The following is a 19,937-nucleotide window of genomic DNA, read 5'->3' on the forward strand; positions in this document are numbered from 1 at the left end:
CGCCCTCCCGGCGGCGCCGCGGGGCGGTGCCGCCGCCTGCCGTGGCCCGGGGTAGCCGCAGGCAGTGCCGATGGCCTCCGCCGCCGGCCGGTGACTCCCCGCCGGCCCGGCGGAGGGGCGACTCCCCACGCTGCCTTATCGCCCGGCGGGACTTCGACACCGGCCCGGCCGTGCGGGCGCACTCCCGGCAGTGGTGGCCTCCGCACCGGTGCCGGGCCGGCCGGAGAAGCGCCCGTCCCGGCCCGGGCCCTGGCACCGCCGGAACGCAGACACCCACCCCGGCCGCCGTGCCGGTGGGAACGCCCGCCGCCCGGGGCGGAGCTACCGGCCCGTGCGGGGGACCGCTGCCGCGGAGGCCGTCCGCCGGTGACGAGGCCACCGGGCCTGGCCGGGGCGCGCCCCGCGGTGCGGACGACCGGCCCCGGCATCGCCGGGAGGGCGCTGCCGTGACCGGCACGGTGCGGAGTCATCGGGACGGGGGTGACGTACGGCACGTCCGGGCCCCTCTGTCGTCGGAAAACTACCGTCGCTAGTTTGTTGTCCTGTCAGCAAGTGCCGACGAGGGAGGGTGCGATGAAGGCTCATGACGGGATGTACATCGACGGGACATGGCGGCCGGCCGCCGGTGCCGACACGATCGAGGTCGTGAACCCGGCCGACGAGCGGGTCATCGCCGCCGTGCCCGCCGGGACGGCCGAGGACGTGGACGCCGCCGTACGGGCGGCCCGTGCCGCCCTCCCCGGCTGGGCCGCCACCCCGCCCGCCGAGCGCGCCGCCCGGCTCACCGCCCTGCGCGACGCGCTCGCCGAACGGCGCGAGGAGATCGCGGAGACCGTCACCGCCGAACTCGGCGCGCCGCTGGCGTTCTCCCGGGCGGTCCACGCCGGTCTGCCCATCACCGTGGCCGGTTCGTACGCCCGGCTCGCCGAGTCGTACGCCTTCGAGGAGACGGTCGGCAACTCGACCGTGTTCCAGGAGCCGGTGGGCGTCGTCGGCGCCATCACTCCGTGGAACTACCCGCTGCACCAGATCGTCGCCAAGGCCGCACCGGCCCTCGCCGCCGGATGCACCGTGGTCCTCAAGCCCGCCGAGAACACCCCGCTGGTCGCTCAGCTCTTCGCCGGGGCGGTCGACGCGGCCGGGTTCCCGGCCGGGGTGTTCAACCTGGTCACCGGGGTCGGCCCGGTCGCGGGAGAGGCGCTGGCCGCGCACGAGGACGTGGACCTGGTCTCGTTCACCGGCTCCACCGCCGTCGGCCGGCGGATCGGCGCCACCGCGGGCGCGGCCGTCAAGCGCGTCGCCCTCGAACTGGGCGGCAAGTCCGCCAATGTGATCCTGCCCGGCGCCGATCTCGCCAAGGCCGTCAAGGCCGGGGTGGCCAACGTGCTCGCCAACTCCGGCCAGACGTGCAGCGCCTGGACCCGGATGCTGGTCGACGCCGACCGTTACGACGAGGCCGTGGAGCTGGCCGCGGTGGCCGCCGCCAAGTACGCCCCCGGCGATCCGGCCGACGAGACCACCCGGCTCGGCCCCGTCGTCAGCGCCGCCCAGCGCGACCGGGTGCGCGGCTACATCGAGCGCGGTGTCGAAGAGGGCGCTCGGCTGGTCACCGGCGGTCCGCGGGCCCCCGAGGGCCGCGAGGGCGGGTACTGGATCGCCCCGACGGTCTTCGCGGACGTCACCCCCGATATGACCATCGCCCAGGAGGAGATCTTCGGCCCGGTCATCTCCCTCATCCGCTACCGGGACGAGGAGGAGGCGCTGCGGATCGCCAACGGCACGGTCTACGGGCTGGCGGGCGCGGTCTGGGCGGCCGACGACGCCACGGCGGTGGCCTTCGCCCGCCGGATGGACACCGGCCAGGTGGACATCAACGGCGGCCGGTTCAACCCGCTCGCCCCCTTCGGTGGCTACAAGCAGTCGGGCGTGGGCCGCGAACTGGGCACCCACGGGCTGGCGGAGTACCTCCAGACCAAATCGCTCCAGTTCTGAGGCGGGACCCCCCCGCGACCCCGCGGGACAGCGACCGCCGCCACAGCGCCCGTGCCACCGTCCGTGATACCTACGAGGTGCACGGCGCGTATGAGCCGATGACCACCCGAGGAGCCCGTCCATGACCCGAGCCGCCGTCCTCCCCGCCGTCGGTGCCCCGCTTCGGCTTGCCGAGATCGACCTCCCGGACCCCGGTCCCGGGCAGGTGCGGGTGCGGCTGGCGGCGGCCGGGGTGTGCCACTCCGACCTGTCGCTGTCCAACGGAACCCTGCGCCAGCCCGTCCCGGCCGTACTCGGCCACGAGGGCTCGGGCACCGTCAGCGCCGTGGGCGAGGGCGTCACCACCGTCGCCCCCGGCGACCGCGTCGTCCTCAACTGGGCGCCGTCCTGCGGCGCGTGCCACTACTGCGGGCTCGGCGAGCCCTGGCTGTGCGCGGACGCGGGCGCCGCCGCCACCGTGCCGTACGCCAAGCTGACGGACGGCGGCGAGGAGCTGTACCCGGGCCTGGGCACCGCCGCGTTCGCCGAGGAGACCGTGGTGTCCGCGCGCGCGGTGCTCCCGCTGCCCGACGGGGTGCCGCTGGCCGACGCGGCGCTGCTCGGCTGCGCGGTGCTCACCGGCTACGGCGCGGTGCACCACAGCGCCGCGGTGCGCCCGGGGGAGTCGGTCGCCGTCTTCGGCGTCGGCGGGGTGGGGCTCGCGGTGCTCCAGGCGGCGCGGATCGCGGGCGCGGCCACGGTCGTCGCGGTGGACGTCTCCCCGGAGAAGGAGGAGCTGGCGCGCGCCTCGGGCGCCACCGAGTTCCTGCTGTCCGGTGAGGACACCGCCAAGCGGATCCGCTCCCTGACCGGCGGCCACGGCGCGGACGCGGCCATCGAGTGCGTCGGCCGCGCCGAGACCATCCGCACCGCGTGGTCCGCCACCCGGCGCGGCGGCCGGACCACCGTCGTCGGGATCGGGGGCAAGGACCAGCAGGTGTCCTTCTCCGCCCTGGAGTTGTTCTATTTCGGCCGCACCCTCTCGGGCTGTGTCTACGGCAACAGCGATCCGGCCCGCGATCTTCCGGTGCTCGCCGAGCACGTCCGCGCGGGCCGTCTCGACCTGTCGGCGATGGTCACCGGCCGGATCGGCCTGGACGGGATCCCGGAGGCGTTCGACGCGATGGTCGGCGGCCGCGGCGGCCGGGCGCTCGTGATGTTCTGACGGGCACGGCGCGGCGCCGGGCGGGACACGGCGGGACCGGGCGGGGGCAGGGTCAGGCCGGGGTGCCGTCGACCATGCCGAGCCACTGGTCGCGTTCGGCGCCGAACGGCCGGGCGCCGTGCGCGACCGCGTCCAGCAGCCACTGTCCGGCCGCCTCGGCCTCCGCGATCACATCGGCCGGATAGCCGAACCGCACCTGGTGCTCGGCGAACTCGTCCTGGTCCACCAGCCGGGTGGCACCGTCCGCGCGCTTGCGCACCACATCGAGGTCCAGGTCCACCATGGTGACCTCGTCCGCGGAGACCCACCGCGGGGGAGTGGTGATGTCGCAGTACACCTCGGTGTCGCGCGGGGCGGCGTTGAAGGCCGCGGTCCACCACGCGCCGCGCGGGAAGAGGAGGACATGCGCGACCTCGATGGGCACCTCGGGGCCGTGGCCCTTGCGCATCACCGAGCCGCCGGGCAGCCCCAGCCAGACCCCGTGCTCGTCCTCGCCCAGTCTGCGCATCCGCAGGTTCCAGTGGAGGGTGCCGTCGTACTTGGTGTAGTTGACCTGGACCAGTGACTGCGACATGTGGCCGATCCTAGTGAGTCCCGGCCCCGGCTCACCTGGCATTTTCCCCGTACAGTTGGTCCAGCCCGGCCACCAGCGCCCGCAGCCCGGTCTCGAACGCGCCCTCGTCCACCCGCTCCTGGTGTCCGGCCAGCAGATGCGCCTGGCCCAGATGCGGATAGTCGGCCGGGTCGTAGGCGCCCGCGTCGTCGACGAAACCGCGCGCGAAGGAGCCCAGCGCCGACCCGGCGACGAAGTAGCGCATCAGCGCGCCGATCCGGGTGGCGTGCGCGGGCGGCCAGCCCGCCTTCACCATGCCGCCGAAGACCGCGTCCGCCATCCGCAGCCCGGCCGGACGGCGGCCGGGCCCCTGGGCGAGGAACGGCACGATGTGGGGGTGCGCGGTGAGCGCCGCGCGGTAGGAGCGGCCCCAGTCCAGCAGCGCCGTACGCCAGTCCGTGCCGTTGTCGAACATCGAGATGTCGACCTGGGCCACGACCGTGTCGGCCACCGCGTCCAGGATCTCGTCCTTGGTCGTGAAGTGGTTGTACAGGGACGGTCCGCTCACCCCGAGTTCGGCGGCGAGGCGCCGGGTGGACACCGCCGCCAGCCCTTCGGAGTCCACCAGCGCGAGGGCGACCGCGACGATGCGCTCGCGGCTGAGGAGGGGCTTGCGGGGGCGGGCCATGCGGCACATAGTAGAGGCTCCGCCGGTAAAACTAGCAGTGCTAATTTATGGGGTGGATTCCTTGTCCGTCCCTCCGTCCCCGGGAAAGGTGACCCATGGATCTCGCGCTCACCGAGGAGCAGACCGCGGTGCGGCAACTGGCCCGGGACTTCGTGGCACGCGAGGTCACCCCGTACGCCGCCGAGTGGGACCGCGCCGAGCGGGTGGACCGCGGCATCGTGGGCTCACTGGGCGCGCTCGGCTTCCTGGGGCTCACCGTCCCCGAGGAGTACGGCGGCAGCGGCGGTGACCACCTCAGCTATGCGCTGGTCACCGAGGAGCTGGGGCGCGGTGACTCCTCGGTGCGCGGCATCGTCTCCGTCTCGCTCGGTCTGGTCGCCAAGTCGGTGGCCGTGTGGGGCGACGAGGAGCAGAAGCGCGCCTGGCTGCCGCGGCTGTGCTCCGGCGAGGCGGTGGGCTGTTTCGGGCTCACCGAACCCGGGACCGGTTCGGACGCGGCGCGACTGACCACCCGCGCGGTCCGGGACGGCGGTGACTATGTGATCAGTGGCACCAAGACCTTCATCACCAACGGCACCTGGGCGGATGTGGTGCTGCTCTTCGCCCGCACCGGCGACGACCCCGGCCACCGGGGGATCAGCGCCTTCCTGGTGCCCACCGACACCCCCGGGCTGGTCCGCCGGGAGATCCACGGCAAGCTGGGGCTGCGCGGCCAGGCCACCGCCGAACTGGTCCTGGAGGACGTCCGGGTGCCCGCCGCGGCGCTGATCGCCCCCGAGGGCAAGGGGTTCTCGGTCGCCATGTCCGCCCTCGCCAAGGGGCGGATGTCGGTCGCCGCCGGATGTGTCGGCATCGCCCAGGCGGCGCTGGACGCGGCGGTGCGGTACGCGGGGGAGCGCGAACAGTTCGGCCGCGCCATCGCCCACCACCAGCTGGTGCAGGAGCTGATATCGGACATCGCGGTGGACGTGGACGCCGCGCGGCTGCTGACCTGGCGGGTGGCGGACCACATCGACCGGGGGCTGCCGTTCACCGCCGAGTCCTCCGTGGCCAAGCTCTACGCGAGCGAGGCGGCGGTGCGCTGCGCCAACAACGCCCTCCAGGTGTTCGGCGGCTACGGGTACACCGATGAGTACCCGGTGGGCAAACTGCTGCGGGACGCCCGGGTGATGACCCTCTACGAGGGCACCAGCCAGATCCAGAAGCTGCTGATCGGCCGCGCCCTCACCGGGGTCTCGGCCTTCTGAGCCGGGCCTCGCCACGGCCCGGGCCGGACCGCGCCGTACCCTGGGCCGGACCACGCCGCACTCGGCTCCGCCACCCCTAAGCGCTTGCTCACTCTCCGTGTAGGGTGTGCGCCATGGACGCGGAGGCTGACAAGGACGGGGCCGGGGCCGAGGTGTGGGGCGACATCACCCCGGACGCGGCCCGGCGGCTGGTGACCGCCGCCGTGCACGCCTTCGCGGAGCGCGGCTACCACGCCACCACCACCCGGGACATCGCCGGCCGTGCCGGTATGAGCCCGGCCGCGCTCTACATCCACTACAAGACCAAGGAAGAGCTGCTCTACCAGATCAGCAAGGTCGGCCATCAGCGCGCCCTGGAGATCGTGGAGCGGGCCCGGGATGCCGGTGGCACCTCCGCCGAGCGGCTCGCCGACGCCGTACGCTCCTTCGTCCGCTGGCACGCCGAGCACCACACGACCGCCCGGGTGGTCCAGTACGAGCTGGGGGCGCTGGGCGAGGAGCACCACGCCGAGGTCATCGCCATCCGCAAGGCGACGGACGGCGCGGTGCGCGCGATCCTCGAGGACGGCGCGCGGACGGGGGAGTTCGACGTCCCGGACGTCCGCGGGGCCACGGTGGCGGTGCTGTCCCTGTGCATCGACGTCGCGCGCTGGTTCAACACCCGCGGCCGCAGCACCCCGGACGAGGTCGGCGAGCTGTACGCCGGACTCGTCCTGCGGATGGTGGGAGCGGCGGCCCGCTGAGGTGCCGCGCCGGCCGCAGGGCGCCGTGGGAGCCGTCAGGGGTAGTAGCGCACGACGCTCTCCGCCACGCACACCGGCTTGGTCCCGCCCTCGCGTTCGACCGTCACCGCCAGCGTCATCTGGACGCCGTCGGTCACCTCGGTGAGCTCCGCGATCCGCGCGGTGGCCCGCAGCCGGGAACCGACCGGGACGGGGGAGGGGAAGCGGACCTTGTTCACGCCGTAGTTGATGCCCATCCGCACCCCGTCGACCCGCATCAGCTGCGGAGTGAACGCGGGCAGCAGCGACAGGGTGAGATAGCCGTGCGCGATCGTCCGGCCGAACGGACCCTCGGCTGCCCTCGCGGGGTCCACATGGATCCACTGGTGGTCGTCGGTCGCGTCGGCGAACAGGTCGATCCGCTTCTGGTCGATCTCCAGCCAGTCGCTGGGGCCGAGTTCCTCGCCGATGGCCGACCGCAGCTCATCGGTCGAGGTGAAGATCCTGGGCTCTGCCATGCTGATGCCTCCCGAGCAGCTCACTAAGCGCTTGCTCAGCATGCTCGGGCGACCTTCGCCGTGTCAACGCGCCCCGCGTCCTTCTCTCCTCCGGTGTCCCCCGTCGATGGGGCGGCATGGCGCGCCCGCCGGGTTCCCGGGCTCACGGGTCTCCTCGGCGGGCGTGCCTCTCAGGGCCTGCCGGTCAGGGCGTACCGGGGCGGCCGGTGATCACACGGTCGCGTAACGGCGGCTCTCGCACCGGGCGCGCCGCGCGGCCGACAGCGCCTCGGTGGTCAGCAGCGGAACCGGCACCACGATGCCGCATTCCCCGCAGACCGGTCCGGCCGAGGGGTAGCGGTCCAGGTCCTCGCGCCAGGCCAGCCGCTGCTGTCCGCAGACCGGGCAGGCCGAACCCGGCCCCGACTCCATCGCCGATATCAACCGGCCCAGGACGTCGGGCAGCGGACCCTCGGGATGGCTCGAGGGGCTCTCGCAGGGCATGATGTCGCATCCGCCCCAGGTGTGCAGATGCCAGTCGTCGATGGCGTTGGGCTGACGGATGCCGATGTGTTTCTCCTGGCGGCGACGGGCGGCGAAGTCCGCCTCGTACGCGAGCCAGAGGGTGCGGGCCTCCTCGAGTTCCTCGAGGGCCGTGATCAGACGCAGTGGTTCGGGTTCCCGGTCCTCCGGGATGATCCCCGTCCTGGTGCACAGATGGTGCCAGGTCGCCCGGTGCCCGTACGGCGCGAACCGCTCCAGGCATTTGCGCAGCGAAGTGCGCCGGGCGGTGACGTGTCTGTGTGGATTGCGCACCTCTCGTGCGAGTGCTCTGAAACCTGCCACTTCGTACCACCTCCGCAATCGCGGACCCGACTCGTTGTGGAATGGACGTAACGGAGCGCGATCCGGATCCATCGGATTCCCCGGAAGTTGCCGAATAGGCCGATCCGTGCCGTCAATGACCGTGAATGCACGGTGAAGTTGACGGCCGCTCATCTTCCAGCCGACTTGTACCGCCGGTAACCTCCGTCGCATCGGCAACCTGGAGGAGCGAGTATGCGACCAAGGTCCGGCACGTTCACCAGAACCCTCATAGCCGCGGCCGCCGTCCTCGGCCTCGGCGCCGCGCTCGCGGCGCCGCTGCCCCAGCCGGCCCAGGCGGCCCCCGCCGCCCCCGCGGCGGCCACCGACTACTGCAAGGGTCAGTGCGCCGACATCCTTCCGCCCGGGGCCAACGGCAACGCCACCCTCGTGGAGATCCTCGGCAACAAGGTGTTCGGCACCCACCCCGCGCACAGCACCGACCAGCTCGGTCCGTACAACGACCTGGCCGGGGGCTATCCCACGCTCACCGACGACAAGCTGAGCAGCTTCTTCAACGACTCCTCGTTCGGTGTCCCCGCCGACCAGGTGGCGTCGGTGACCAGACCCCGGGGCGATGTCACCATCACCCGGGACAAGAAGACCGGGGTCCCCCACATCCAGGGCACCACCCGTGAGGGCACCGAGTTCGGCGCCGGGTACGCCGCCGCCCAGGACCGGTTGTGGCTCATGGACCTCTTCCGGCACGTCGGACGCGGCGAACTCACCTCGTTCGCCGGTGGCGCCGCCGCCAACCAGGGGCTGGAACAGGACTTCTTCCGCCAGGCGCCCTACAGGGAGGAGGACTACCAGGCCCAGATCGACTCGATCCTGGCCCACGGCGGCGAACGCGGCAGACAGGCCCTGGCCGATGCCCAGTCGTACATCGACGGCATCAACGCCTATGCGAAGAAGGCCAAGGACGGCCGCTACTTCCCCGGCGAGTACGTCCTCACCGGCCATATCGACGCGATCACCAACGCCGGTGAGATCCAGCCGTTCAAACTCACCGACCTGATCGCCCTGGCCTCGGTCGTCGGCGCCCTCTTCGGCAACGGCGGCGGCGGTGAGGTGCAGGGCGCGCTCTCGCTGCTCGCCGCCCAGCAGAAGTACGGCCTCGCCGAGGGCACCGAGGTGTGGGAGTCCTTCCGGCAGCGCAACGACCCCGAGGCGGTGCAGACCGTCCACGACGGCAAGAGCTTCCCGTACGGCGGGAAACCGGAGAACGCCAAGGGCACGGCCATGCCCGACCGCGGTTCGGTCACCGCCGAACAGCTCGTCTACGACCGCCAGGGCGGAGCCGCGACCAAGGACCGCACCGAGGTGAAGGCCCCCACGCGCTCCCTGGAGAAGCTGCGCGGCATCTACGACGACGGCGTCCTGCCCCGCGATCTGTTCAGCCGCAAGAAGGGCATGTCCAACGCGCTCGTGGTCTCCGGCAAGTACACCGCCAGCGGCCACCCCGTGGCCGTCTTCGGCCCGCAGACCGGCTACTTCGCCCCGCAGCTGCTGATGCTCCAGGAGATCCAGGGCCCCGGGATCAGCGCGCGCGGCGCCTCCTTCGCGGGCGTGGGGATGTACGTCCAGCTCGGCCGCGGCCAGGACTACGCCTGGAGCGCCACCACCTCCGGCCAGGACATCACCGACACCTACGCGGTCGAACTGTGCTCCCCGGACGGCTCCACCCCCACCAAGGACGCCACCCACTACCGCTACCACGGTGACTGCGTGCCGATGGAGAAGCTGGAGCGGCGCAACTCCTGGAAGCCCACCGTGGCCGACTCCACCGCGGCGGGTTCCTACCGGCTCCAGGTCTACCGCACCAAGTACGGCCTGGTGAGCCATCGCGCGACGGTCGGCGGCAAACCCGTGGCCTTCACCTCGCTGCGCGCCACCTACCGCCACGAAGCCGACTCCATCATCGGCTTCCAGATGCTCAACGACCCCGGCCATGTGAAGGACGCGAAGTCCTTCCAGACCGCGACCCAGAACATCAACTACACCTTCAACTGGTTCTACGCCGACTCCCGGCAGACCGGGTACTACAACAGCGGACTCAATCCCGCCCGCGCCGCGGACATCGACTCCTCGCTGCCGGTGAAGGCCGAACCGGCCTATGAGTGGCGGGACTTCGACCCGTCCGACAACACCGCCGCCTACACCCCGCCGTCCGAACACCCCCAGTCCGTCGACCAGGACTACTACATCAGCTGGAACAACAAACTGGCCGAGGACTACGCCGCGTCCGGGTTCGGCAACGGCTCGGTGCACCGCGGCAACCTCCTCGACGACCGGGTCCGTGCGCTGATCAAGAAGGGCGGGGTCACCCGCGCCGCGCTCACCCGGGCCATGGCCGAGGCCGGTGTCACCGATCTGCGCGGTGAGGACGTACTGCCGGAACTGCTGAAGGTGCTGCGCTCCCAGCCCATCGACGACCAGAAGGCGGCCACGGCGGTCCAGCAGCTGGAGTCCTGGCACGGCGCGGGCGCGCAGCGCAAGGAGACCAGCCCCGGTTCGCACACCTACGGTCACCCGGACGCCGTGCGGATCATGGACGCCTGGTGGCCGCTCCTGGTGGAGTCGGAGTTCAAACCCGGTCTGGGCGACGAGCTCTACGAGGCCCTGAAGGGCAACGTACCCATCGACGAGGCGCCGTCGGCGGGGCACGGGCCCACCGGTTCGCACGCCGGGTCCGCCTTCCAGAACGGCTGGTGGTCCTATGTCGACAAGGATCTGCGGAAGGTGCTCGGCGAGGACGTCAAGGGTCCGCTGGCCACGTCCTACTGCGGCGGCGGTGAACTCGGCACCTGCCGCGACGCCCTGCTGACCACCCTCAAGCAGGCCGCCGCCAAGAGCGCCACCGATGTCTACCCCGGTGACGACAGCTGCAAGGCGGGCGACCAGTGGTGCGCCGACGCGATCATCCACCGGGCGGTCGGCGGTATCACCCACGACACCATCAGCTGGCAGAACCGCCCCACCTACCAGCAGGTCGTGGAGTTCCCCGCACACCGCTGAGCCCACCGCTCCTCCCGAAACCGAGACCGAGACCGGAAGCGGAACCGAACCGCTGAAACGCCCCCGGGCCCACGGCCCGGGGGCGCTCCCGTACCCGGGCGGGCCCCGCGCCCGGCGCCGGATGCGCTCAGGGCGCGGCGATCCGCCCGGCCGTGAGCACCAGCCGCGCCAGCTCCTCATGGCAGATGTCGCTGTGCGCACCGGCGGGCGGCCCGCCGTGCCGGACGACGGACGACACGTCCACACTCACACAGCCGCCTTCGGGGAACGGCTCCTTCAGCGCCCCGGCCAGCTCCAGCCGGGCGCAGCCGTCCACGGCCCGGATCCCGCCGTGGCCCATCGCCCCCCAGCGGGCGTCATCGAGCCCCAACAGCGAGGCGTCGTCCCGCGCCGCCCGTGACGCCAGCGGATACAGCACCCCCAGCGCGGTGTCATGGCGGGAGTGACAGGACACCAGCGGTCCGCTCACCCGCCCCCGGTCGGCCCGCAGCACACCGCCCCGCGCGGCGGCGTGCGGCAGCCGGTCGGCGAACGCGTAGTGCGAGAAGGCCCCTTGGAGCAGGGTGAGCGACGCGACCGTGGTGCGGTCCGGCAGCCCGCCCAGCGCGTACGCCACCAGCCGGCCGCCGAAGCTGTGGCCCACCAGGTGGATCCGTGTCCTGGGCCGCGCGGCCGCCACGGCGCCCAGCGCCGGGCCGAGGCCGTGCCGCCCGACGACGCCCGCCCGCCGCTTCATCGCGTAGTACGTGGCCTGCCGCAGCAACTCCCGGGCGCCGTCCCACAGCCCGCTCGGCCCGCCGTCCCACAGCCCCGGGCCGCACTCCCCGGCCCCGGCCAGTGCGGTGGCGAACAGCTCGCAGTACGCCACCCCGTCCTCGCCCAGCATCGCGGGGGGCTCGTCCCCCTCCACGTCGGGGGTGTATACCGCCGCGCCGGATCCTTCGGGCACCCGGGCCAGACCGCGCGCCAGCACGGTGAACTCGTCCAGCGCCGAGGCCCGTCCGGGCCGCTCCTCCAGCAACCGCGCCAGCCGCGCAACCATCTGGCCCCGCCCGGGGAAGACCGTCTCCAGGGCCGCGCGCGTCCCCGCGCCGAGCCCGGCCCCCGGCTCGCCGTCCGCCGACGCCTGTGGGAACGCGGGCACCGCCTCGTCGGTGAACCGCATCGACGGCCACATCACCCCGGCATAACCGAGCCGTATCCCGTCCCCCTCCCCGAGCAACCCGGGAAAGGGCGCGAAAAAGCGGTCGCAGAGTCCGGTGGCCATCGCGCGGTCGTTGTTCCACCCGTGCGCGAACACCACCAGATCGGTGATGCCGAGCTGCTCCACCTCTTCGGCCAGCCGGTCACGCCGACGGGTATCGACATCCCCGTCCGCGTCGAATCCCAGCTCCCAGTACGGCCGTACGCTCATCCCCGTCATCGCTGTTCCTCTCGGCTGGTGCGATCCGTGTGCATCGTCCCAACCGCCCCGTCCGGTGACCATACGCCACCCCTACGATGCGCGTCGATCAATCCGCCAGTCGTTCGCCTTACCCGGAATGCCTCCCGTCCCCCATGGAGGATTGAGTTCCGTGCCAGTTCTCGTGCTGGTCCCGCCAGGACGAGCTCTCGTAGAGGGCTGTTTTCGCTTCCGGCAGCGACAGGCCGAGAACCTGGGAAGCCACGTAAATGGTTTCGATGGGCGACATTCTGAGGTCACGCAATTCTCGGAACACCTCTTCCCGTTCGGTCACTCCCTCGCCGGTGATGCGGGCCGCGAGCGCGTCCAGGCGCGATCGATCCATGTCACCCTCCTCCCAAGATTTTCTCGACATCCAAGGTCATGGAACCGGGGCGTTTGAATACTGACCCATCCGATTTCGGAATATGACGCTCGTAGTCGAGCACGACTGTACTGTACCCATCGGCGTGTGCCTGCTTTGCCAGGGCGTATTTCATCTCCCTGAGCGCATCGGGGCCGACCGGCGCCCGGCTGAGTCCTTCGGTGCCTTTCGGGAAGACCATAAAGCCTTCCAGGTGCAGAGTGTCGCCCGCGGTGCGCACCGTTGCCATGGTCTCGACCGTCTGACCGGACACCTCGAATGCATCGTCCCAGATATCGCCGTCGACGAATCGCGGGCAGCCCTCGAGACCGAGGGGGTCGGTCCATGTGTGCGGATTGTGGACGTAGAGATGAGGGTTGTCGGCCGGGGCGAGGCCGAGGCGGTCGGGGGTGAGGTAGCGGGCGGTCTCGGGGTCGTAGTAGCGGTGGTGGTTGTAGTGGAGGCCGGTTTCGGGGTCCGCGTACTGGCCGGGGAAGCGGAGAGGGCAGTCGATCGTCTCGGGTGGTGCGGTGAGCGGTGTGCCCCAGAGGGTGGTACGCGCCCTCCAGGCGAGGGTGCCGTCGGGGGCGACCAGCTCGGTGGGCGTCCCGGCGGGGTCCGTGACGATGGCGTGGAAGCGGATGGTGCCGAGTTCGCGATCGGTCTGGGTGAGGGGTTGATGGGTGTCGGGGGAGTAGTCCCAGGTGGTGGTGGAGCCGTTGTGGGTGGTCTGTTCGGCGAGACGGGTGTGGTCCCAGGTGAAGGTGCAGGGGTTTCCGTCGGGGCCGGTTTTGGTGATGCGGCGGCCGAGGGGATCGTAGGTGTAGGTCCACTCGTCGCCGTCGGGGGTGGTGGCCTTGGTCAGACGGTCTTCGGTGTTCCAGGTGTAGGTCCAGCTGCGGGTGCGGCCGTTGAGGAGTGTGCGGGTCCTGCGGATGAGACGGCCGGCGGCGTCGTGTTCGTAGCTGGTGCGGCCGGCCCGGTGCAGGAGGGTGCCGGTGTGGGCGCGCTCGCCGTCGGCCGGGTGGCCGGGGGCGGTGGCATGGGTCTGGTTCCCTGCTCGGTCGTAGGCGTACTCCTCGGTCCAGCCGTGCGCCTGGACACCGGTGACACGGCCCATGGTGTCGTGGGTGAAGTGGCGCGTCCCGGTGGTGAGTTCGCGGATCTCGGTGACGTAGCCGTCGGGACGGTAGGTGTAGGAGCGGTGCTGAAGCAGCTCGTCCTGGGGTGAGGCGGTCAGGCGCTGGGCCGTCAGCCGTCCTGAGGTGTCCCAGGTCTGGTCGAGGGTGACCGCTCCGGTGGCCCGCCGTGTTTCCCGGCCCGCGGCGTCGTGAGTGAAGGTGAGGGTGTTCTCGGCGGTGGTGAGGCCGGTCGGCAGACCCATCGGGTCGTAGGTCCAGGCGGAGGTCAGACCCGAGGGTGTGGTGCGGTGGGTGCGGTTGCCCATCGCGTCATAGGCGTAGGTCGTCGTGCGGCCGTTGACTGTTTCCGCGGTGACGCGGCCGAGCGGGTCGTGTTCTCTGGTGAGTTCGGTGGCCGCGTTGGCCGCCTGGACCAGGGCTCCGCTCGCGTTGTAGGCGTAGGTCGTCGCCTGATCGGTGGTCTCGTCGTGCTGGGCGACCATGCGTCCGACGGCGTCGAGCGTGTAGCGCAGGGCTTCGCCCAGCGGATTCGTCCTGGCGGTGAGCCGGCCCGCGGCGTCGCGGGTGTAGGTGCGGGTGGCGCCGTTGAAGTCGGTCTCCGCGGTCAGCCGGCCCGCGGCGTCGTACTCGTAACGCCACGTGCGCCCCTGGGCGTTGGTGACGCTGGTCAGGCGGAGTTCACTGTCGTAGCCGAAGGCGTAATGGGCACCGTCGGGGTCGGTGCGCGTCGCGGGCTGGTCGAAGTGGGTGTAGGTGTAGGTGGTGGTGTGGCCGGCCCGGTCGGTGTGACGGGCGAGGTTGCCTTCGGTGTCCCACTGCCACACCTCACGGGCCCCGTCCGGCCCCTCCCGCCAGGCGGGCTCGCCCTCGACCGTCCAGCCGTGCCGGGTGGTGCGGCCCAGAGGGTCGGTGATGGCGGTGATGCGCCCGTGGGGGCCTCGGCGGACACGGGTGGTGTGCCCGAGAGGGTTGGTGACCGCGATGGGAAGGCCCGCGGGGTCGGGGGTGACCTCGGTCGTGTGGCCCAGGGCGTTGGTGATCGCGGTCAGATGGCCCGCGACGTTGTAGGTGTAGTGGGTGGTGGCGCCGGCGGGGTCGGTGGTGGAGGTGCGGGTGCCGCGCTCGTCATAGGTGTGACGCCAGACCGCACCACCCGGTTCGCGGATCTCCAGCGGCAGACCCCGGTCGTCGTACACCGCCTCCACCACACTGCCGTCGGGGCGTTCGACGGCGATCAGGCGGTCCTGGTCGTCGTAGCGGTAGCGGGTGGTGTGACCCAGGGCATCGGTGACGGCGATCCGGTGGCGGTTGTGCTCGTCCCACTCCGTGCGGGTGGTGTTCCCCAGCGGATCGGTTTCCGCGATCACCTTGTAGGCGTCGTTGCGGACGTAGGTGGTGGTGTTGCCCTGGGAGTCGGTGTACCGGGTGGTGCGGCCGTCGGCGTCGTAGTGCATCCGCCCGGACAGGATGCCGTCGGGGCCGATGCCCCGCAGCACGCGGCCGCGGTGGTCGTAGACATAGGCGTAGGCCGTGCCGTTGCGGTCCGTCCACGACGTCATGCGGTGTGCTTCGTCGTAGTGGTAACGCAGCGGTGTGCCCGTGGAGTTGGTGACCTCCGAGAGATCTCCGGCTTCGTCGTAGCCGTAGGAGATCAGGGTGGTGCTCCGCTGATGGTCCTCGCCGTGGAGCAGGCGCAGGGCGGTGATGCGCAAGCGCTGGGGGTCGGTGTCGATGGCGATGCGGTAGCCGCCGGAGTGGTTGATCTCCGTCGGGGTGCCCTGGGGGTCGTAGCCGATGGTGATGCGGTCGCCGTCACCGGTGCGGTCGGTGATCGCCGTCAGGGCCAGTTCCCGGCCGGCCGCCGGGAGCGGGGCGAAGTGAAGGGTGCGGTTGTGTTCCGGGACGGTGATGGTGAACGTGCCCTCCGGCTTGCCGTCCCAGCGCAACGGCCAGCGGGGACCGGAGGTGGGAAGTGTCGGCACATCCTGCTCCGGCACCGGATAGGTGAGCAGCATGCCGTCATCGGCGACGTAGACGACGCCCGCGTCGTCGATCTCAAGGCGCTGGTCCAGCGTTCCGGCCCAGGTGCGGCCGAACCAGCCGCCACATGGATGCCCGGAGACATGGTGCCGCTCCAGGACCAGGGGCAGCGCACCCGGCAGGGTGATGTCGGTGGCGAACATGACCATCTCACCGGTGGTCACATCGATCGGCTCACCGGCGGTGCACTTCTTCTTGCCCGGCGTGCAGCTCTTGTTCGGGTTCTCGTCGGTGTGGTTGCGCGCCTTGCCGTCGCGGCTGAGGGCCCGTTGACGGTTGAGAAGGCGTTGTGCGGCGTTCTTGGCCACGTTGCCGCCGCGGCGGATGGCGCCGGTGCCGCCGGTGGCCAGTGCCAGGAGGAGATCGGGGGTGAGTTGTCCGGCGGCGCGGGCGGGGTTGCGCTGCCATTCGTCCCAGTTGACGACGGCCTTGGCGAACTCCTTGGGGTGGTCGACGGCGTAGGCGGCACCGTCTGCCATGCCCGCGAGCCGCAGGCCGGCCCCCTGCGGCCCGTCCTCGACGAGATACTCGAATTCCTTGTACCACCCGTGGGCGGTGTCTTTCGCCCCGCCGAAGAAGTCCCCCAGCTTCTGCTTCAGAGCGTCCACGCCCTCGGGGGCCGGAGGCTTGTCCGGGGCCTTCTCCTTGGCGGTGTCGAGTGTGCGCTTGGCCTTGTCGACGACGAGCTCGAGTTCCCCCTCCAGCTTGTCCAGGCGCTTGTAGCAGGCGTTCAGCGCTGCCATTCCCGGATCGTTCTCCGGGGGCTTCTCCGGCAGGGTTTCGTCCTTGCGGTCCTCCGCGTCGGCGTAGTCCTTCACTTGCTGCCAGTAGCGCTTCGACGCCGCCCGTGCGTCATCGGCGTCGTCGATGATCGGCTGGACGCGCTTCTGCACCGACCGCAGTTTCGCGGCATAGGAGTCCAGTGCGCCTGCGGCGGAGGTGAAGTACTTCTTGGCCGAGCCCAGTTCCCTGGGCAGCTTCTCCGTCGCGCCCTGGAAGCCCTCCGACGCGGCACCGGTCCAGTTCATCAGGGACAGGACGTCGAGCTGGTCCACCCCGTCCTGGAACGCCCCGGCGTACGCGCGGAGTTTGACCGCCAGATCCTCGATCTTGGTTGGGCTGCCGGGTATGACGTCGGAAGGTTTCGCGTTGGCGGGTATGCGCTCGGTCGTGCCGCCCTCGGTCGCATCTTTCTGGGTCACGCGGTCACGCCCTTGGAACCGCCGTCGACTTCCCAGCCGCCGTCGTAACGAAGCCGCGGGTTGGTCGGGACATCGCCGGTGACGGTGGTGCCGTCGTCGTCGAGCCACGGTTCCCGGTAGATCTCCGGTGGCGGGTCGAACTTCGGCCGGTAGCCGTTCTTCCACGCCTTCAGGCCCTGTTCGCCGAAGGGGAGCTTGGCCATGTTGTCCTCGGTCGGCGCGAAGTCCTTGATGCGCAGCAGATCGGCCAGCATGTACGCGGCGATCACCTGCCGCAGTGTCTCCACCACGACCCCGGCGTGGTCGGCCACCCGGCCCATGCCGAACCCCCAGGCCGAGAGCAGCTTCTCCGAGGAGTCGTAGATGTCGAAATCGGCCGAGGTCCCGATGCTCTCGGCCAGTGTCTTCCAGTCCTTCTTGATCTTCCGCGCGGCGACGACCGACTCCTCCAGCGGCATCAGCACCTTCCGCACCGAAGCGATCTCGATCCGGTAGCCATCACCGGGCTTCGGCCCCTCCGCCGCCGAACCACCCTTGTCATCCCCCGACATGCCGTGCCCCCGCTTTCCCAGCGGCCCGGAGGTCCCCCGTCCAGGCCGTAACTCAGCCGATACCGGGGCCCGCTCCCACGCGCACGCCCTCGGGTGCAGCCCCTGGAGTCAATCTTCACACGGGGTGATGACGGCTCGACAACGCACACTCGGCGCTTGGTGCATGCCCGTTACATGTCCACAAGGTGGCGTCGCGGAGATGCGCAGAACATTCCGGTCACGGCGGGAGGCCGGTCGCATTACTGGCCACAAATCTCCGGAATAGCGGCGCTGTTCTCCCGATCAGTTCGTCCGAACGGCCTGCACTATGCTGCGGAACGGTCATCGCGACGAAATGCACTCACCGGAAGGCCGGAATGCCCCTCAGTGATCGGTGGCGGTTTCCCGCGGCACTGCTGGACACCACCGTGGACCAGCTCCGCACACTGCTCGCGGTCCACGAGGCGGGAACCGCGCTGGGTGCGGCGCGGTTGCTGGGGAGGGAGCAGTCCAGTGTGCAGAAACAAATCGACACGCTGAACCGGAACTTCGGGACGCTGTGCGGGGAGCCGCTGGTGCTCAAGCGGGGGCGGAGTCAGAACGTGCTCTTCACCGCGACGGGGGAGAGTCTGGTCGAGCTCGCTCGCGGCACGCTCGAGGACTGGCGGAGGGAGGTGCGCGAGGCCCGCCGCCGGCTCGGCAGCCACCTCGTGGTCGGCTCGACCCGCTACACCCTCGGGTTTCTGCTGAACGCGGTGAAGTCGGTGACCGGCGACTTCGACCGCCGGGGCGTCGAGCTCAAGGTCGAACACGTCCGCACCCGCGATCTGCTGGAGCGGGTGGACTCCAAGGAACTGGACCTGGTCTGCGGCAGTGTGCTGACCCGCGCGGGCCACGACGGGCGGCTCGACGGCTTCGAGGTGATGGAGTGGCGGCGCAGCGGTCTGGCGCTGGTCACCAACCTCGGCCCGGAGGAGCTGCCCGGCCCCTCGGTGCGGGCGCGGCGGCTGCCGGAACTGCCGCTCGCGGTCTCGGCCGACGGGCTGATACCGGGCTTCCTGCGCGGCTGGTTCGGCGGCCGTTACCGCCAGGAGCTGCATATCGCGGCCGAGATCGACACCGTGCAGTACGGACTGGACCTGCTGGCCTCGGGGGTGCTGCGCGGCTGTGTGCTGGTCACCCAGGGCATCGGGGACGCGGTCGCCGACGGACGGCTCCAGACCGGTGCGGGGCTGCGGACGCTGGAGCTCGAGGACGATATCGGGCCGGAGCTGGAGGTGCTGGTGGGGGTGTTCGTGCGGGCCGGGGAGCGCGCCGCCCAGGACGGCACCCATCCGCTGAACGTCCTGTGGGGTGCGCTCGCCGGGGAGAACGCCCGGTGGCGCCGGGTGATGCGGCCGGACGCGCCGGAGCGGCCCGTCCCGTAGCGGATCCGGCGCGTGCGGCCTGTCGGCCGTCCGGGGGCGGCGGGACCCGGTGGAGGGCCCGGCCGGACCTGGCGGAATCCGTTCCATGACATCGGTTTCCCGGCGGTGAGGCCCCTTCCGTTTCAACATACCGACTGGTTAGTCTGCCGATGCAGTCGAGCCTGCCGTGCCGATCCGAAGGAGCGACCGATCGTGGGTACCGTGCGTGGAGCGCGTGTTGTTGTCACCGGGGCGGGCGGAGGCATCGGCGCCGCCCTGGCCCGCCGTTTCGCCGCCGAGGGCGCCCGGGTCGTGGTGAACGACCTCGACGCCGCCAAGGCCGCGTCCGTGGCCGCGGAGATCGGCGGGGTCGCCGTCCCCGGCGACGCCTCCGCCGTCGTGCCCGGGGCCCGTGAGGCGCTCGGCGGGGCCATCGACGTCTTCTGCGCCAACGCCGGGGTGGCCCACGGCGGCGGCCCGGAGGCCGATGAGCTGGTGTGGGAGCGGTCCTGGGACGTCAATGTGATGTCCCACGTCCGGGCGGCGCGTGCGCTGCTGCCCGAATGGCTGGAGCGGGGCAGCGGACGGTTCGTGGCCACGGTGTCCGCGGCCGGGCTGCTCACCATGGTCGGCTCGGCCCCGTACAGCGTCACCAAGCACGCCGCGCTCTCCTTCGCCGAATGGCTCTCGGCCACCTACCGCCACCGCGGTGTCGCCGTCCACGCGGTCTGCCCGCAAGGGGTGCGCACCGACATGCTGGACGCCACCGGCGCCGCGGGCGACCTGGTGCTGGTGCCCACCGCGATCGAGCCGGAGCAGGTCGCCGAGGCCGTCCTCAAGGGCATCGAGGACGAACGGTTCCTGGTCCTTCCGCACCCCGAGGTGGCGCGCTACTACGCTGCTCGGGCCACCGAGACCGACAAGTGGCTCGACGGGATGAACCGGGTGCAGCGCACGCTCGAGGAACAGCGTGCGCCCGGTCGGGCCGCCGACTGACCCGTTTCCCGCAGCACTTCATCCCATTCAG

At 71.3% G+C, this 19,937-nt stretch carries 15 protein-coding genes; 7 read left to right on the forward strand and 8 right to left on the reverse strand.

Annotation, left to right across the window (positions count from 1 at the left end; translation table 11 throughout):
- Positions 1-573 precede the first annotated feature (573 nt).
- Both AC07FT_RS25605 and AC07FT_RS25610 read left to right on the forward strand, forming a co-directional pair.
- The gene (locus AC07FT_RS25605; RefSeq protein WP_479178239.1) at positions 574-1,992 is read left to right on the forward strand and encodes an aldehyde dehydrogenase family protein; all 1,419 of its coding nucleotides are present in this window, start codon (positions 574-576) and stop codon (positions 1,990-1,992) included.
- Positions 1,993-2,113: 121 nt separating this feature from the next.
- Positions 2,114-3,196, forward strand: a complete 1,083-nt coding sequence (locus AC07FT_RS25610; protein WP_479178240.1) for a Zn-dependent alcohol dehydrogenase — start codon at positions 2,114-2,116, stop codon at positions 3,194-3,196.
- A 52-nt stretch (positions 3,197-3,248) separates the two neighbouring features.
- Here the strand turns inward: AC07FT_RS25610 and AC07FT_RS25615 are convergent, their stop codons facing one another.
- Both AC07FT_RS25615 and AC07FT_RS25620 read right to left on the reverse strand, forming a co-directional pair.
- The gene (locus AC07FT_RS25615; protein ID WP_254744068.1) at positions 3,249-3,770 is read right to left on the reverse strand and encodes a DUF402 domain-containing protein; all 522 of its coding nucleotides are present in this window, start codon (positions 3,768-3,770) and stop codon (positions 3,249-3,251) included.
- Between the two features lie 31 nt (positions 3,771-3,801).
- Entirely contained in the window at positions 3,802-4,446 is a 645-nt protein-coding gene (locus AC07FT_RS25620; protein ID WP_471202526.1) for a TetR/AcrR family transcriptional regulator, read from the reverse strand.
- An 86-nt stretch (positions 4,447-4,532) separates the two neighbouring features.
- Here AC07FT_RS25620 and AC07FT_RS25625 point away from each other — a divergent pair, with 86 nt between their 5' ends.
- Together AC07FT_RS25625 and AC07FT_RS25630 are read left to right on the forward strand one after the other, a co-directional pair.
- Positions 4,533-5,684, forward strand: coding sequence for an acyl-CoA dehydrogenase family protein (locus tag AC07FT_RS25625; protein WP_479178241.1), 1,152 nt, complete (start codon positions 4,533-4,535; stop codon positions 5,682-5,684).
- A gap of 113 nt (positions 5,685-5,797) precedes the next feature.
- A complete protein-coding gene (locus AC07FT_RS25630) occupies positions 5,798-6,427 on the forward strand; it encodes a TetR-type transcription factor C-terminal domain-containing protein (RefSeq protein WP_471202522.1) in 630 nt (209 codons plus the stop codon).
- 35 nt (positions 6,428-6,462) lie between these two features.
- On the opposite strand, the gene AC07FT_RS25635 is transcribed toward AC07FT_RS25630, so the two are convergent.
- Positions 6,463-6,924: a MaoC family dehydratase gene (locus AC07FT_RS25635; RefSeq protein WP_479178242.1), complete on the reverse strand. Its 462-nt coding sequence runs from the start codon at positions 6,922-6,924 to the stop codon at positions 6,463-6,465.
- A gap of 210 nt (positions 6,925-7,134) precedes the next feature.
- Positions 7,135-7,749 carry a hypothetical protein gene (locus AC07FT_RS25640; RefSeq protein ID WP_432036205.1) on the reverse strand — a complete coding sequence of 205 codons (615 nt, stop codon included), beginning with the start codon at positions 7,747-7,749 and terminating at the stop codon, positions 7,135-7,137.
- 213 nt (positions 7,750-7,962) lie between these two features.
- Between AC07FT_RS25640 and AC07FT_RS25645 the strand changes: the two genes are divergently transcribed.
- A complete protein-coding gene (locus AC07FT_RS25645; protein ID WP_479178243.1) occupies positions 7,963-10,785 on the forward strand; it encodes a penicillin acylase family protein in 2,823 nt (940 codons plus the stop codon).
- A gap of 127 nt (positions 10,786-10,912) precedes the next feature.
- Here AC07FT_RS25645 and AC07FT_RS25650 read toward each other — a convergent pair whose 3' ends face one another.
- From AC07FT_RS25650 to AC07FT_RS25665, 4 genes are all read right to left on the reverse strand, one after another.
- A complete protein-coding gene (locus AC07FT_RS25650) occupies positions 10,913-12,208 on the reverse strand; it encodes a serine-threonine protein kinase (RefSeq protein ID WP_479178244.1) in 1,296 nt (431 codons plus the stop codon).
- Between the two features lie 109 nt (positions 12,209-12,317).
- Complete coding sequence (locus tag AC07FT_RS25655) at positions 12,318-12,572, reverse strand: hypothetical protein (protein WP_479178245.1); 255 nt, start codon at positions 12,570-12,572, stop codon at positions 12,318-12,320.
- 1 nt (position 12,573) lies between these two features.
- Positions 12,574-16,974, reverse strand: coding sequence for a DUF6531 domain-containing protein (locus tag AC07FT_RS25660; protein WP_479178246.1), 4,401 nt, complete (start codon positions 16,972-16,974; stop codon positions 12,574-12,576).
- Positions 16,971-17,525, reverse strand: a complete 555-nt coding sequence (locus AC07FT_RS25665) for a hypothetical protein (RefSeq protein ID WP_479178247.1) — start codon at positions 17,523-17,525, stop codon at positions 16,971-16,973. Before AC07FT_RS25665 ends, AC07FT_RS25660 begins: the two co-directional genes overlap by 4 nt.
- A 356-nt stretch (positions 17,526-17,881) precedes the next feature.
- Here AC07FT_RS25665 and AC07FT_RS25670 point away from each other — a divergent pair, with 356 nt between their 5' ends.
- On the forward strand, positions 17,882-18,931 hold the full coding sequence (locus AC07FT_RS25670) for a LysR family transcriptional regulator (protein WP_479178248.1): 1,050 nt from the start codon (positions 17,882-17,884) through the stop codon (positions 18,929-18,931).
- Positions 18,932-19,123: 192 nt separating this feature from the next.
- Positions 19,124-19,906: an SDR family oxidoreductase gene (locus tag AC07FT_RS25675; RefSeq protein WP_479178249.1), complete on the forward strand. Its 783-nt coding sequence runs from the start codon at positions 19,124-19,126 to the stop codon at positions 19,904-19,906.
- The last annotated feature ends 31 nt before the right edge of the window (positions 19,907-19,937 follow it).

The sequence above is a fragment of the Streptomyces sp. NPDC045899 genome (assembly GCF_056431485.1).

Coding starts and splice junctions, on each gene's coding strand:
- AC07FT_RS25605 (WP_479178239.1), top strand. CDS start 574: ATGAAGGCTCATGACGGGATGTACATCGACGGGACATGGCGGCCGGCC.
- AC07FT_RS25610 (WP_479178240.1), top strand. CDS start 2,114: ATGACCCGAGCCGCCGTCCTCCCCGCCGTCGGTGCCCCGCTTCGGCTT.
- AC07FT_RS25615 (WP_254744068.1), bottom strand. CDS start 3,770: ATGTCGCAGTCACTGGTCCAGGTCAACTACACCAAGTACGACGGCACC.
- AC07FT_RS25620 (WP_471202526.1), bottom strand. CDS start 4,446: ATGTGCCGCATGGCCCGCCCCCGCAAGCCCCTCCTCAGCCGCGAGCGC.
- AC07FT_RS25625 (WP_479178241.1), top strand. CDS start 4,533: ATGGATCTCGCGCTCACCGAGGAGCAGACCGCGGTGCGGCAACTGGCC.
- AC07FT_RS25630 (WP_471202522.1), top strand. CDS start 5,798: ATGGACGCGGAGGCTGACAAGGACGGGGCCGGGGCCGAGGTGTGGGGC.
- AC07FT_RS25635 (WP_479178242.1), bottom strand. CDS start 6,924: ATGGCAGAGCCCAGGATCTTCACCTCGACCGATGAGCTGCGGTCGGCC.
- AC07FT_RS25645 (WP_479178243.1), top strand. CDS start 7,963: ATGCGACCAAGGTCCGGCACGTTCACCAGAACCCTCATAGCCGCGGCC.
- AC07FT_RS25650 (WP_479178244.1), bottom strand. CDS start 12,208: ATGACGGGGATGAGCGTACGGCCGTACTGGGAGCTGGGATTCGACGCG.
- AC07FT_RS25655 (WP_479178245.1), bottom strand. CDS start 12,572: ATGGATCGATCGCGCCTGGACGCGCTCGCGGCCCGCATCACCGGCGAG.
- AC07FT_RS25665 (WP_479178247.1), bottom strand. CDS start 17,525: ATGTCGGGGGATGACAAGGGTGGTTCGGCGGCGGAGGGGCCGAAGCCC.
- AC07FT_RS25670 (WP_479178248.1), top strand. CDS start 17,882: ATGCCCCTCAGTGATCGGTGGCGGTTTCCCGCGGCACTGCTGGACACC.